12 protein-coding genes are annotated in these 12,779 nt (G+C 66.8%); 5 read left to right on the top strand and 7 right to left on the bottom strand.

All coding sequences use genetic code 11. From position 1 onward, the window contains the following. Positions 1-112: 112 nt before the first annotated feature. Together hmgA and hppD are read right to left on the bottom strand one after the other, a co-directional pair. Positions 113-1,420, bottom strand: a complete 1,308-nt coding sequence (hmgA, locus tag ACMZPQ_RS13335) for a homogentisate 1,2-dioxygenase (protein WP_197581963.1) — start codon at positions 1,418-1,420, stop codon at positions 113-115. Positions 1,421-1,505: 85 nt separating this feature from the next. After that, positions 1,506-2,618 carry a 4-hydroxyphenylpyruvate dioxygenase gene (gene hppD / locus ACMZPQ_RS13330; RefSeq protein WP_008264994.1) on the bottom strand — a complete coding sequence of 371 codons (1,113 nt, stop codon included), beginning with the start codon at positions 2,616-2,618 and terminating at the stop codon, positions 1,506-1,508. 129 nt (positions 2,619-2,747) lie between these two features. On the opposite strand from hppD, the gene ACMZPQ_RS13325 reads away from it, so the two are divergent. Beyond that, positions 2,748-3,239 (top strand): MarR family transcriptional regulator, encoded by a 492-nt coding sequence (locus ACMZPQ_RS13325; RefSeq protein WP_197581959.1) that lies wholly within the window; start codon positions 2,748-2,750, stop codon positions 3,237-3,239. 79 nt (positions 3,240-3,318) lie between these two features. On the opposite strand, the gene ACMZPQ_RS13320 is transcribed toward ACMZPQ_RS13325, so the two are convergent. The 4 genes from ACMZPQ_RS13320 to ACMZPQ_RS13305 all read right to left on the bottom strand — a co-directional run bounded on the left by ACMZPQ_RS13320 (position 3,319) and on the right by ACMZPQ_RS13305 (position 7,905). Continuing rightward, a complete protein-coding gene (locus ACMZPQ_RS13320) occupies positions 3,319-4,458 on the bottom strand; it encodes a hypothetical protein (protein ID WP_197581957.1) in 1,140 nt (379 codons plus the stop codon). A gap of 265 nt (positions 4,459-4,723) precedes the next feature. Then, the gene (locus ACMZPQ_RS13315; protein WP_197581955.1) at positions 4,724-5,329 is read right to left on the bottom strand and encodes a thioredoxin family protein; all 606 of its coding nucleotides are present in this window, start codon (positions 5,327-5,329) and stop codon (positions 4,724-4,726) included. Positions 5,330-5,349: 20 nt separating this feature from the next. After that, entirely contained in the window at positions 5,350-6,849 is a 1,500-nt protein-coding gene (locus ACMZPQ_RS13310; RefSeq protein ID WP_197581953.1) for a peptide MFS transporter, read from the bottom strand. Between the two features lie 180 nt (positions 6,850-7,029). After that, on the bottom strand, positions 7,030-7,905 hold the full coding sequence (locus ACMZPQ_RS13305) for a tryptophan 2,3-dioxygenase family protein (protein WP_197581951.1): 876 nt from the start codon (positions 7,903-7,905) through the stop codon (positions 7,030-7,032). 335 nt (positions 7,906-8,240) lie between these two features. Between ACMZPQ_RS13305 and pdhA the strand changes: the two genes are divergently transcribed. From pdhA to ACMZPQ_RS13285, 4 genes are read left to right on the top strand one after another with little or no spacing between them, the layout of a single operon-like run. After that, positions 8,241-9,323, top strand: coding sequence for a pyruvate dehydrogenase (acetyl-transferring) E1 component subunit alpha (gene pdhA / locus ACMZPQ_RS13300; protein ID WP_197581949.1), 1,083 nt, complete (start codon positions 8,241-8,243; stop codon positions 9,321-9,323). After that, complete coding sequence (locus tag ACMZPQ_RS13295) at positions 9,316-10,383, top strand: alpha-ketoacid dehydrogenase subunit beta (protein ID WP_197581947.1); 1,068 nt, start codon at positions 9,316-9,318, stop codon at positions 10,381-10,383. Before pdhA ends, ACMZPQ_RS13295 begins: the two co-directional genes overlap by 8 nt. Before the next feature lies 1 nt (position 10,384). Next, positions 10,385-10,738 carry an SH3 domain-containing protein gene (locus tag ACMZPQ_RS13290; RefSeq protein ID WP_008265756.1) on the top strand — a complete coding sequence of 118 codons (354 nt, stop codon included), beginning with the start codon at positions 10,385-10,387 and terminating at the stop codon, positions 10,736-10,738. After that, complete coding sequence (locus tag ACMZPQ_RS13285; RefSeq protein ID WP_197581945.1) at positions 10,735-12,123, top strand: dihydrolipoamide acetyltransferase family protein; 1,389 nt, start codon at positions 10,735-10,737, stop codon at positions 12,121-12,123. Before ACMZPQ_RS13290 ends, ACMZPQ_RS13285 begins: the two co-directional genes overlap by 4 nt. A 122-nt stretch (positions 12,124-12,245) precedes the next feature. Here ACMZPQ_RS13285 and ACMZPQ_RS13280 read toward each other — a convergent pair whose 3' ends face one another. After that, the gene (locus ACMZPQ_RS13280; protein WP_197581943.1) at positions 12,246-12,632 is read right to left on the bottom strand and encodes a VOC family protein; all 387 of its coding nucleotides are present in this window, start codon (positions 12,630-12,632) and stop codon (positions 12,246-12,248) included. Positions 12,633-12,779: the final 147 nt, after the last annotated feature.

Raw genomic sequence — 12,779 nt, 5'->3', positions numbered from 1 at the left:
GAAAGCATCCGTGCCGACCAAGGTCGGCACCCACCGAGGGCGGAGACCGTAGATCCACGCCATGCATGGATGCGATCAGGGTCCGTGCCGACCAAGGTCGGCCCCCACCCCGCTAGCGGGACGGCCGGAAGTTGTTGCGCAGGCCGTTCCAGCACTGCTGGTAATCCCCTTGGCGATGTCCGGCGGCCAGCGCCTGCGCAGTCGGGCGGATCACCGCGCGGGTCTCGAACATGAAAGCCATCGTGTCCTTGATCACGTCCGCCTTCGACAGGTCCGCATTGGACGCCTTGTCGAAGGTCGGTGCATCGGGGCCGTGGCCGCTCATGCAGTTGTGCAGCGACGCGCCGCCGGGCACGAAGCCCTCGGCCTTGGCGTCGTACGCGCCATGCACCAGGCCCATGAACTCGCTGGCGATGTTGCGGTGGAACCACGGCGGACGGAACGTGTTCTGCGCCACCAGCCAGCGCGGCGGGAAGATCGCGAAATCCATGTTGCTGGTGCCCGGTGTGTCACTGGGCGAATGCAGCACCAGGAAGATCGACGGGTCCGGATGGTCGTAGCTGATCGAGCCGATGGTGTTGAAGCGGCGCAGGTCGTAGCGGTACGGCGCGTAATTGCCGTGCCAGGCCACCACGTCCAGCGGCGAATGGTCGATCGGGGCGCGCCACAGGCGGCCTTCGAACTTGGCGATCAGCTCGAAGTCACCGTCCACGTCCTCGAACGCCGCGTGCGGGGCCTCGAAGTCGCGCGGGTTGGCCAGGCCATTGGAACCGATCGGGCCGAGGTCGGGAAGCTTCAGCAGCGCACCGTAGTTCTCGCAGATGTAGCCACGGCTGGGGCCGTCGGGCAGTTCCACGCGGAAGCGCACGCCACGCGGGATCACCGCGATCTGCTGCGGCTCGATCTCGATCACGCCCATTTCAGTCAGCAGGCGTAGCGCGCCCAGCTGCGGCACGATCAGCAGCTCGCCATCGGCGTCGTAGAAGTAGCGGCCGACCATGTCGCGGTTGGCTGCGTACAGATGGATGCCGACGCCGGCATGCGCATCGGGCGAACCGTTGCCGCCCATCGTGTACAGGCCTTCGACAAAGTCGGTCGGGTGTTCCGGCAACGGCAGCGGGCTCCAGCGCAGCTGGTTGGGCGAGGCCGGTTGTGCGCCGAAATCACACTGCAGCTGCGACTGCGCGAACGGGGTGAACTCGCCATGGGTGACCGCCGGGCGGATCCGGTACAGCCAGCTGCGGCGGTTGCTGCCGCGCGGCGCGGTGAAAGCGGTGCCGGTCAGCTGTTCGGCGTACAGGCCATGGGCCACCTTCTGCGGCGAGTTCTGCCCGACCGGCAGTGCGCCGGCGACGGCCTCGGTGGCGAATTCGTTGCCGAAACCAGACTGGTAGCCGCGGGCGGTGAGGGCGGTGGACATGGAAACTCCAGAGATTGCCGGCCAGCGGCCGGCACTACCATGTGGACAGGCAATGTCGGCGGGAGGCCGACATTGCCTGCAGACCTTACAGCACGCCGCGGCGGATCTGGTCGCGCTCGATGCTCTCGAACAGCGCGGTGAAGTTGCCTTCGCCGAAGCCTTCATTGCCCTTGCGCTGGATGATCTCGAAGAAGATCGGGCCGATGCAGTTCTGGGTGAAGATCTGCAGCAGCTTGCGCTGGTGGGTTTCCGGATCGGCGTCGATCAGGATCTTGTTCTTCGCCAGGCGCGCGACGTCTTCACCGTGGTTCGGCACGCGCTGGTCGATCACGTCGAAGTAGGTCTCCGGCGTGTCGAGGAAGTCCACGCCCTGCGCGCGCATCGCTTCGACGGTCTCGTAGATGTTCTCGGTGAAGCAGGCGATGTGCTGGATGCCCTCGCCCTTGTACGCGTCCAGGTACTCGTTGATCTGGCTCTTCGGGTCGGACGATTCGTTCAGCGGGATGCGCACGATGCCGTCCGGGGCGGTCATCGCCTTGGACACCAGGCCGGTCTTCAGGCCCTTGATGTCGAAGTAGCGGATCTCGCGGAAGTTGAACAGGCGCTCGTAGTAGTCCGACCACTGCTGCATGTTGCCGAAGTACAGGTTGTGGGTCAGGTGATCAATAAAGGTCAGGCCGAAGCCGACCGGGTGGAGGTCGGTGCCCGCGATCTGCTCGTAGTCGCCGTCGAAGATGCTGCCGGCGCTGCCATAGCGGTCGACCAGGTACAGCATGCAGTCGCCGATGCCCTTGATGACCGGCGCGTTGACCGCCTTGCTGTCCGGCTTGAAGGCGATCGCTTCGGCGCCGTTGCCCAGTGCGGTCTGGTAGACCTCCTGGCCCGGCTTCTTGAAGCGGATGGCGAAGCCGCAGGCACACGGACCATGCTTTTCGGCGAAGTCGGCGGCGAACGAATCGGGGTCTTCATTGACCAGGAAGTTGACGTCGCCCTGGCGATAGACGGTAATCGGACGCTGCTTGTGCTTGAGCACCGCGCTGAAGCCCATCTTCCGGAAGTACTCGTGCAGCTCCTGGCCACGGCCGGCCGGGGCGGCGAATTCGACGAACTCGAAGCCGTCGATGCCCATCGGGTTCTCGAAGGTGGTGACCTGCATGCCGGGGTTGGGGTGCGAGGCGGTCGGGACTGCGGTATTCATGGCGTGGCTCCGAATCGGTACCGCATCGGTACAAACCAGGTGCGGGCAGGTAGGGACCCGGCGAGAATGCAGGGTCTGGACCTACCCCTTATAGTTACACTTGAAACCACCAGCAAGGTGCACCGCAACATGAGCCCCGAACCCGCCTCGACCCGCCTGCGTGCCTCGCACGTCCTGCTCGACCTGGAACAGTTCCTGCCCTACCGGCTGAGCGTGCTGTCCAACCGGGTCAGCGGCAACATCGCCAAGCTATACGGCGATCGTTACGGCCTGGCGATTCCCGAGTGGCGGGTCATCACCATCCTGGCGCTGTACCCGGGTTCGTCGGCCAGCGAGGTCTCCGACCGCACGGCGATGGACAAGGTGGCGGTCAGCCGTGCCGTGGCCCGCCTGCTGGAACGCGGCTTCATCAAGCGCGAGACCCACGGCGACGACCGCCGGCGGTCGGTGCTGGCGCTGTCGGCAGCCGGCTTCGAGGTGTACGAGACCATCGCGCCGATGGTGATCGAGATCACCCGCAAGTTGATGTCGGTGCTGAGCGAGGAGGAGGAGCAGGTGCTGGAAAAGCTGATCCTGCGCCTGGCCGGAGACGGCCTGGAGCGGATGGGCGAGGGAGTGTGAGCAGAAAGGGGACGGAAGGGATTAAGTCGCTTCAGGCACACGTGTGCTGATTTCGGCTTAATCCCCTCCGTCCCCTTTTTCAGCTCAGGTGCTTGCGCCGCGCATGGATCCACGGCACTGCCAGCGCCGCGATGGCGCCGCCGGCGAAGCCGAGCGAGGCGGCGACGGTGGCCGCTTCGACCGCCCCCGGCAGTGCCAGCGCCGCGGCCACCAGCAGCAGCGACGGCAAGCCGACGAAGGTACCCAGGAAGAAGTGCCAGCGCGGCGACCAGGTGTTGAGCTGCAGCAGGCTGACCGGCTGCCAGGCTTCGGATGCGGCGTCTTCGGCGATCTTCGCCACCACCTTGCCCAGATCCACTTCCGGCAGCGCCCGGCCGAGGCGAGCGGTCGCCAGCAGTTCGGCCACGGCGTCCACCGGCGGGAAGCTGGATGGCCACGCGACCGGTGCCGGCACGCCGTAGGCGGTCAGCAGCGGTACGCTCAGCCACGGCGCCACCAGCGGGCGCATGCGGCGTCGGCCATGCACGCACCAGATCTGCGACTGGCCGTGCGCGGTGACGCTGTACAGCGCCAGTTCGTTGGCCGGCGGATAGCCGAGCATGGTCACCCGTGCCGCCAGGCTGTCCTGGCCCATCGCACGCAGGAAGCCTGGGCGGCTGCGCCCTTCCTGCATCCACGCCAGGCCGAGTGCGCCCACCAGGTACGCCTCGGCCACGTCCTTGCTGCCGGCGCTGGCGCGCTCGTCACTGGCCAGGTACCAGGCCAGTGACTTCGGTTCGGACACATCGCCCAGCCCCCAGCGGCTGTCGTCGCCGAGCACGTGGCGCACCGGAAGCCGCGCCGGCGCGGTCTCGCCCCGCTCGCCCGGCTGCAGGAACGGCAGCACGCCCTGGATGAAGGTGGACAGTTCGATCGCGCGCACGCCGTGGCCCTGCCATTCCGGCGGCAGCAACCCGGCCAGTTGGCCCTCGGCGGCCAGCGCGTCGAGCCGCGATTTCTGTTCGACCAGCTTCTGCACCGCGCCCTTCAGCACCACATTGTCGGGCAACGCGATCTGCGGCAAGCGGTGGCGTGGGGGTGCCAGATCAACGGTGTCTTGGCCGGTGCCGGCGTCATCCAGCAAGGCCTCCTGCGGCGGCAGGGTCACGCCATCGCCTGCCCCAGCGTCGGCCAGGTCGCTGGCAGCTTCGGGCAATCGTTCGGCGTGGTCGCTGTGCATGGGGCGTTCCGGTAGGTTGCGTCGACGGAGCGTCGACTGAGGTCCTTGCCGGTAACGGCGGCCACGCCGCGAAATTGAGTCAACGTTTCAGGGAATGTGACCACACCCACAGTAGGTCCGCGCCCTCAAGGCCGGCACCGCCGGTAGATCCACGCCATGCGTGGATGCGACCCTGCATCAGTGCCGACCAACGGTCGGCACCCACCGAGCACCACGACCAACGGTCGGCTCCCACCGAGCACGGCGGCCAGCGGTCGGCGCGGCCTCATTCCGGTTTGTCAGAGGCCCATTTCTTCAAGAAGGCGCTCACCCGCGCAGGCTGGAACGCCTCGCCCCGGCGCAGCTCGGCGGTGGCCTGCGACACCAGCAGGCTGCCGTCGGCGTCCAGCACCAGCAGATGCGGATAGTCGCGGTCCATCACCGGGAACTGGGCGAAGAAGGCGGTATTGGGCTGTTCGTCGCTGGCGTTGACCTTCACCCACACGTAGTGGGCATCGCGGAAGCGGCGCAGGTCGCCGTTGCCTTCCACCAACTCGTCCAACGCCTGGCAGCGATCGCAGGCGGCGTTGCCGACTTCCAGCAGGATGCGCTTCTTGCCGCGCTGGGCTTCCACCTTGGCGGTGGCCAGGTCATCGGCGGGATCACGGGCCGGGTCGAACTGCGCACCGAGCCCGGCGATGGCGGCGATGTCCGCCGCCACCGGGGTGTTGCCCGAGGCCACCGGTTCGCTGGGGTCAGCGACCGGTGGCTCGGTGGGCCGGGTATCCAGCGGCTGCGTCGGCTCGGCGGCGGCAGGCGGTTGCGGTTGGGAACAGGCGCCGATCAGCGCCGCACAGACCACTACCACTGCACTACCGAGCTTCATGCGCATGCCTTCTACCCTCTCATCATTTACTTGACGCCGTGCATCAGCTTGTTGATCAGCGGGGCGATCAGGAACAGCACCACGCCGGAGCCGATCAGGGCCCAGAACCCGAAGGTATACCCCTTCAGGGCCGACTCGACCGTCATGCCGCCTTCACCACTGACCACGCCGGCGAAGATGCCCGACAGGTTGTTGCCGATGCCGGTGGACAGGAACCAGCCGCCCATGCCGAAGCCGACCAGGCGCACCGGAGCCAGCTTGGTCACCATCGACAGGCCGATCGGCGACAGGCACAGCTCACCCACGGACTGGATGACGTAGACCATGAACAGGGTCCAGAACGGGATCTTGCCGTCCACCACCATCTGCGACAGCGCGTACATCAGCAGCGCGAAGGCCGCGCCGTTGAACAGCAGGCCGAGGCCGAACTTGCGCGGGATGGACGGATTGGAACGGCCCATGGCCACCCAGATCCAGGCGATGATCGGCGCCAGGGTGATGATCGCCACCGAGTTGACCGACTGGAACCACGCGGTCGGGAAGGTCCACTCACCGAACTGGCGGTTGACGATGTTCTCGGCCAGGAAGGTGAACGAGCTGCCGGCCTGTTCGAAGAACATCCAGAACATCACGTTGAAGGCGAAGATGATCAGCATGGCGATCACGCGGTCGCGCTGCACCTTGCCCTCGCGGATGCCCTCGATCAGCAGCAGCACGGCCAGCGCGGTGAACATCGCGCCCAGGATCCAGGCCAGCGCGGTGGCGCCGGTGGCCAGCAGGAAGTAGGCGATCGGGATCGCGACCACGGCACCGATCAGCACCATGACGATGCGGCCGAAACCTTCAGCGCCGGCCGGCGGTGCACCGATGCCCTTCAGGCCGGCGCGACCGATGTAGAACCACACCAGCGAGATCAGCATGCCCACGCCCGAGGCGATGAACACGACCTTATACGACGGCATTTCCGAGGTACCGAAGACCTTGCGGGCCAGGTACTCGGTCAGCACCGGGGCGATCATCGCGCCGATGTTGATGCCCATGTAGAAGATGGTGAAGCCCGAATCGCGGCGTTCGTCCTTCAGGCCGTACAGCTTGCCGACCATGGTCGAGATGTTCGGCTTGAACATGCCGTTGCCGACGATGATCGTGGCCAGGCCGAGCTTGAAGATGTGCTCCTGCGGCAACGAGATCATGAACAGGCCGGCGGCCATGATGACCGCACCGGTCAGGATCGAGCGCTGGTAGCCGAGCACGCGGTCGGCCACGTAGCCACCGAAGATCGCCGCGGCGTACACCAGGGCCAGGTAGGCACCGTAGATGCGGCTGGCATCGCCTTCACCGGCTGCACTGCCGTTGTAGAACTGGGCAACGATGTACAGCACCAAGGCCCAGCGGATGCCGTAGAACGCAAAGCGTTCCCAGAACTCGGTCATGAACAGCATCCACAGCGGGCGCGGGTGGCCCAGCGTGGTCTTGAAGTCCGGCAGGGCCGGCTCTGGGGTGTTCGCAGTGGCGTTTACGCTCATGCGGGTTTCCTGGTTCGGTGGATGACGAGCACGTCCGATGTGCAGTGGAGCAACGCGCGAGGATCACCGACTTCTGGCGTTCACGTCAAATACACGCCGTTTGAGGCAGGTCACTGCCTGCTCGCTGAACTTGCATCTGAAACGATCCAGCCGCCGGCCGGGATTCAAGCTGAATGGGGATCAGCCCAATGTGGCCGGGGGTGCCGCCTGCAGGCTGGTGCGCACCTGGAACAGCTCGGGGAAGAAGGTCAGGTCCAGCGCCTTGGCCAGGAAGCCCACCCCGGACGAACCGCCGGTGCCGCGCTTGAAGCCGATCACCCGCATCACGGTGCGCATGTGTCGGAATCGCCACAGCTGGAAGGCGGTCTCCAAGTCCACCAGGTCCTCGCACAGCGAATACTCGCGCCAGTAGCGGTCGGTGTCCTGGTAGATGCGCTCGAACACCGGCTGCAGGGCGTCGTCGGCCACGTGCGGCTGGGTCCAGTCGTGGGTCTCGTACACCGCCGGCACGGCGTGGCCGAAGCGGGCCAGGTACTTCAGGAATTCCTCGTACAGGCTCGGCGCCTCCAGCACGGTGCGCAGCTGCGCCTGCCCGGCCGGGTCGTGCTCGAACACCTGCAGCATCTGCGCGTTCTTGTTGCCCAGCAGGAACTCGATGTAGCGGTACTGCAGCGACTGGAAGCCCGAGGACGGGCCCAGCACGTCGCGGAAGCCCATGTATTCGGACGGGGTCAGCGTTTCCAGCACCGACCACTGCTCGGTGAGCTGGCGCAGCACCTGCTTGCTGCGCGCCAGCACCTTGCGGCACTGCCAGACTTCATCGCGCTGCAGGAAGCCGATCGCCGCCCGCAGTTCGTGGCCAAGCAGCTTCAGCCACAGCTCGGAGGTCTGGTGCTGGATGATGAAGAGCATCTCGTCGTGGTGCGGCGGGCTGGACAGCGGCTGCTGCGCGCTGAGCAGCTGGTCCAGCCGCAGGTAACCGCCGTAGGTCAGCCGCCCCTGCAGGTCGGTGTGGATGCCGGCTTCGAGATCGCGTTGGTTGTTGTCGACGGACATGGGCGGGACCAGATCGGGGGCGGCAAGGGTAGCGCGTTGCCGCCGCGCTGGCAGCCGCCGGGTCCATACCGGGGCGTGCGGTTGGCCGTGGAGCATCGGCCGTTGCCGGGGCTGCGCGTGGAACCGATCACGCCGTTGCACAGGCAGTCAGCCAGAGGCGTATTCTGATGCTTTGCAGCAACGACTGAATACGTTGTTGTTATTGGCCCCCCACCCGCCGGCAGGGGTAAAACAGGGCATCGCCGTGTTGCGCCGCAGGAAGGCTATTCCGTACGCGTTCCTTAACATGGCGATTCATATCATTTGTAACTTCTCTGTCGAAGGTGCAGTACGCAATGACGGTTGCCGCTGAATTCAAGATCGAATACCTGCAGTACCTGGACGCGGACGGCAAGCTCGTCCGCGATGACCTGCCCGCGTCGCTGCGCGACCCCAAGGTCCTGGTGCCGCTGTTCAAGCAGATGCTGTTCGTACGTACGTTCGACAGCAAATCCATCGCGCTGCAGCGCACCGGCAAGCTCGGCACCTATGCCGCCTGCCTGGGCCATGAAGCCGCGCACGTGGGCATCGGTGCCGCGATGCAGAAGGACGACGTGTTCGCGCCTTCGTACCGCGAGTATGGCGCGATGTTCATGCGTGGCGTGCGTCCGCATGACGTGCTGATGTACTGGGGCGGCGACGAGCGTGGCAACGACTACGGCGGCAACGCGGCCAAGGACTTCCCGTTCTGCGTGCCGATCTCCACCCAGTGCCTGCACGCTGCGGGTGCCGCGCTGAAGTTCAAGCTCAACAAGGAACCGCAGATCGCGGTGGCCGTGTGCGGCGACGGCGGCAGCTCCAAGACCGATTTCTACGCGGCATTGAATTCGGCCGGTGCCTACAAGCTGCCGCTGATCCTGTGCATCGTCAACAACGGCTGGGCCATCTCGGTCCCGCGTTCGGCCCAGACCGGTGCCGAGACGCTGGCGCAGAAGGGCCTGGCCGGCGGCCTGCATTGCCTGCAGGTGGATGGCAACGACCTCATTGCAGTGCTGGCGGCCATGGAGCAGGCGCGCGAACGTGCGCTGGCCGGCGACGGTGGCACCGTGCTGGAACTGATGACCTATCGCCTGTCCGACCACACCACCGCCGATGACGCGCGCCGCTACCGCGACGACGCCGAGGTCAAGGATGCCTGGCAGCGCGAGCCGATGCTGCGCCTGCGCAAGTACCTGATCAACGCCGGCGTCTGGAGCGAGGCCGAGGAAACCGCCTGGGTCGCCGAGTGCGGCACGCGCGTGGACGAGGAAGTGAACCTGTACCTCAACACGCCGGTGCAGCCGGTGGAGGCGATGTTCGATTTCCTGTACGCCGATCCGCCGCCGGATCTGCTGGCCCAGCGTGCCCAGGCGATCGCCCTGGAGAAGCGCCATGGATGAGATCAAGAACGGCGCGCCCGGCGCGCACACCAACGCCGCCGACAGCGCTGCCATCGCGCGCGGAGAACAGAGCATGACCACCACGCCGATCACCCTCATCGAAGCCATCACCCAGGCACTGGCCTGGGAGCTGGAGCACGACCCGTCGGTGCTGGTGCTGGGCGAGGACGTGGGCGTCAACGGCGGCGTGTTCCGTGCCACCGCCGGCCTGCAGCAGCGCTTCGGCTCCGAACGCATCCTCGACACCCCGCTGGATGAAACCACCATCGCCGGCCTGACCATCGGCCTGGCCGCGCAGGGCATGAAGCCGGTGGCCGAGGCCCAGTTCGACGGTTTCATGTACCCGATGGTCGACCATATCGTCTGCCACGCCGCGCGACTGCGTTACCGCACCCGTGGCCGCCTGCACTGCCCGATGGTGCTGCGCGTGCCGTGGGGCGGCGGCATCCGCGCGCCGGAACACCACAGCGAAGCCAACGAGGCGATCTTCACCAACGTGCCGGGCCTGCGCGTGGTGCTGCCGTCCAGCCCGCAGCGTGCCTACGGCCTGCTGCTGGCCGCGATCCGCGAGCCGGATCCGGTGATCTACATGGAGCCCAAGCGCATCTACCGCCAGTACAAGGAAGTGGTCGTCAACGACGGCGAAGCCTTGCCGCTGGACGTCTGCTTCGTGCTGCGCGACGGTACCGACGTGACCCTGGTGACCTGGGGCGCGCAGGTGAAGGAAGCGCTGGAAGCGGCCGATAAGCTGGCCGGCGAAGGCATCAGCGCCGAAGTGATCGACGTGGCCACGCTGCGTCCGCTGGACTTCGCCACCATCGCCGAGTCGGTGGCCAAGACCGGCCGCTGCGTGATCGTGCAGGAGGCCCCGAAGACCGCGGGCTTCGGCGCCGAGATCGCCGCGCGCCTGGCCGAGGAATCGATCTACGACCTGCTGGCTCCGGTCGAGCGCGTCACTGGCTACGACACCCACATTCCGCTGTTCCGCCTGGAAATGAAGTACCTGCCGAGCGTTGAGCGGATCGTGGCTGCGGCCAAGCGCGCGGTGGCGGCTGGCTGACATGCGGGCCCGCCTTCTGGGGGCTTACCGCAGCCAGTATCCCAACCCGCTCCGGTTCCACACCGGCCAGATCGTCGAAGTAGGTGTTCGTGACGAGGAATGGCCGGCGTTTGCCTGGGTACGCACCAACGATGGGCGCGCTGGATGGGCGCCCGTCGCGTGGCTGCAGCTGCTGGACGAGGGTCGCGCCGAAGCGCTGTGCGACTACGACGCCCGCGAGCTGGATGTGGAAAGCGGCGAGATGGTGAAGCTTCATCACGAACACGGTGGGTGGTGGTGGTCCGAGCGCGCCAATGGCGCGACGGGCTGGCTGCCGGCCCGCGAACTGGAACTGCTGGAAGAGAACTGCAAATGAGCCAGACCAAGAACTTCAACCTGCCCGACCTGGGCGAAGGCCTCCCGGACGCCACCATCGTCGAGTGGTTCGTCAAGGAAGGCGATGTGATCAAGCTGGACGAGCCGCTGGTCTCGATGGAGACCGCCAAGGCCGTCGTCGAAGTGCCCTCGCCGTTCTCCGGCAAGGTGCTGAAGCTGTCCGGCGCCCCCGGCGACATCATCCCGACCGGTTCGGTGCTGGCCAGCTTCGAGCTGGACCCGAACCTGCCGCAGCGTGCCGATGGCCAGGACACAGGCCACAGCCACGGCCATGCTGCACCGGCTGCCGCACCGACCCCGCCGCCGCTGCCGGCAGCCGCCGCACCGGTGGCTGCCGAAGCCGCCAAGCCCGCCGCTGCCGAGCGCGATGACGCCGGTACCGTGGTCGGCGCGATGCAGAGCTCCAATGCCGTGCACGCCGAACAGGCGCTGGCGGTGGGTGGCGTCAAGGCCGTCCCCGCCGTGCGTGCGATGGCGCGCAAGCTGGGCGTCGATCTGAGCCGCGTGCCTGCCACCGGCACCGATGGCGCGGTGACCATGGCCGACGTCAAGCAGGCCGCCGCCAACGGCAGTGCGAAGCTCGGCGCCGCGCCGGCACCGGTTGCCGCCGCTGCCTATGCCGCACCGGCCCCGGCGCAGGTGTCGGCCCCGGTGCAGAGCGAAGCGCGCACCCCGCTGTCTGCCGCCGGCAAGCCGATGCGCACCCAGCCGCCGGGCGTGGTGGCCAAGGGCCAGCCGGAACCGCTGAAGGGCGTGCGACGCAACATGGCCCGCGTGATGGCCGATGCGCACAGCAAGGTCGTGCCGACCACGCTGAACGACGACGCCGACATCCACGCCTGGCTGCCGGGCAACGACGTCACCGCGCGCCTGGTGCGCTCGATCGTGGTGGCCGCGCAGAAGGTACCGGCGATGAACGCCTGGTTCGACGGTGAAGCGCTGACCCGCACCCTGCACGCGCAGGTGGATATCGGCATTGCCGTGGACACCGATGACGGCCTGTTCGTGCCGGCGCTGCGCAATGCCGATATGCTCGATGCACGCGGCATCCGCGAGGGTGTCAACCGCCTGCGCGAGCAGGTGGAATCGCGTTCGATCGCCGCCTCGGAACTGAGCGGCTACACCATCTCGCTGTCCAACTTCGGCATGTTCGCCGGCCGCTACGCGACCCCGGTCGTGGTGCCGCCGTGCGTGGCCATCGTCGGTGCCGGCCGTGCCCGCCACCAGATGACCCCGGTGATGGGCGGCGTGGAAGCGCACAAGGTGATCCCGCTGTCGGTCACCTTCGACCACCGCGCAGCCACCGGCGGTGAAGCCGCCCGCTTCCTGCGCGCGATGATGGACGACTTGGCGCTGGCCAGCTGATTCAGCTGGTCGGTGGGTGCCAACCGTTGGTTGGCACTTGATTTGAAAAAACGCCGGGCACTGCCCGGCGTTTTTTTTATACCCGCATCCACGCATGGCGTGGATCTACACAATGCGGGCGCTCAATCGCGCGCGGCCAACCCCTCGGCGCGACTGTAGACACGCAGGCGGTGGCCATCAGGATCGGCGCCGACGAAGGTATGGCCGAATTCCAAGGTCACCGGCGCCTGCAGGATCTGCACGCCGAGCGCGCGCCATGCATCGTGCATCTGCTGCACAGCCTCGGGGTTGGCTGCCACCATCGCCAGTTCGGCGGCACCGGCCTGCGCGGACACGGGGGGCTGCACGTCATCGCGCTGCCACAGGCCCAGTGCGGCGCCATCGCCGAGCAGGAACAGGGCGAAGCCGGGCGACTGCTCGACCGGTGGCTTGCCGAGGATGCTGCTGTAGAAAGTGGCGCTGGCGGCGACGTCGCGCACGTACTGCAGCAGGGTGCTGGGTATGAACATGGGGAAGCTCCGTTGTTGGGAGGCTTCATGGTGGTACCGGCCTGCTGACAGATTCTGTCAGTAGCGTCGAGCTTGCTCGACGGCTGTTCGCGAAGATCAAAGGCGGTCGAGCAAGCTCGACCTCCACCAGAAGCAGAGAGCAAAGGC

It is taken from the genome of Stenotrophomonas maltophilia, assembly GCF_047497515.2.
Lineage (GTDB): Bacteria > Pseudomonadota > Gammaproteobacteria > Xanthomonadales > Xanthomonadaceae > Stenotrophomonas.
This window is presented reverse-complemented; position numbering and strand designations above follow the sequence as displayed.

What these genes read in the sequence shown, in the direction of transcription:
- hmgA (WP_197581963.1), bottom strand. Translation starts at nt 1,420, where the DNA reads ATGTCCACCGCCCTCACCGCCCGCGGCTACCAGTCTGGTTTCGGCAAC.
- hppD (WP_008264994.1), bottom strand. Translation starts at nt 2,618, where the DNA reads ATGAATACCGCAGTCCCGACCGCCTCGCACCCCAACCCCGGCATGCAG.
- ACMZPQ_RS13325 (WP_197581959.1), top strand. Translation starts at nt 2,748, where the DNA reads ATGAGCCCCGAACCCGCCTCGACCCGCCTGCGTGCCTCGCACGTCCTG.
- ACMZPQ_RS13320 (WP_197581957.1), bottom strand. Translation starts at nt 4,458, where the DNA reads ATGCACAGCGACCACGCCGAACGATTGCCCGAAGCTGCCAGCGACCTG.
- ACMZPQ_RS13315 (WP_197581955.1), bottom strand. Translation starts at nt 5,329, where the DNA reads ATGCGCATGAAGCTCGGTAGTGCAGTGGTAGTGGTCTGTGCGGCGCTG.
- ACMZPQ_RS13310 (WP_197581953.1), bottom strand. Translation starts at nt 6,849, where the DNA reads ATGAGCGTAAACGCCACTGCGAACACCCCAGAGCCGGCCCTGCCGGAC.
- ACMZPQ_RS13305 (WP_197581951.1), bottom strand. Translation starts at nt 7,905, where the DNA reads ATGTCCGTCGACAACAACCAACGCGATCTCGAAGCCGGCATCCACACC.
- pdhA (WP_197581949.1), top strand. Translation starts at nt 8,241, where the DNA reads ATGACGGTTGCCGCTGAATTCAAGATCGAATACCTGCAGTACCTGGAC.
- ACMZPQ_RS13295 (WP_197581947.1), top strand. Translation starts at nt 9,316, where the DNA reads ATGGATGAGATCAAGAACGGCGCGCCCGGCGCGCACACCAACGCCGCC.
- ACMZPQ_RS13290 (WP_008265756.1), top strand. Translation starts at nt 10,385, where the DNA reads ATGCGGGCCCGCCTTCTGGGGGCTTACCGCAGCCAGTATCCCAACCCG.
- ACMZPQ_RS13285 (WP_197581945.1), top strand. Translation starts at nt 10,735, where the DNA reads ATGAGCCAGACCAAGAACTTCAACCTGCCCGACCTGGGCGAAGGCCTC.
- ACMZPQ_RS13280 (WP_197581943.1), bottom strand. Translation starts at nt 12,632, where the DNA reads ATGTTCATACCCAGCACCCTGCTGCAGTACGTGCGCGACGTCGCCGCC.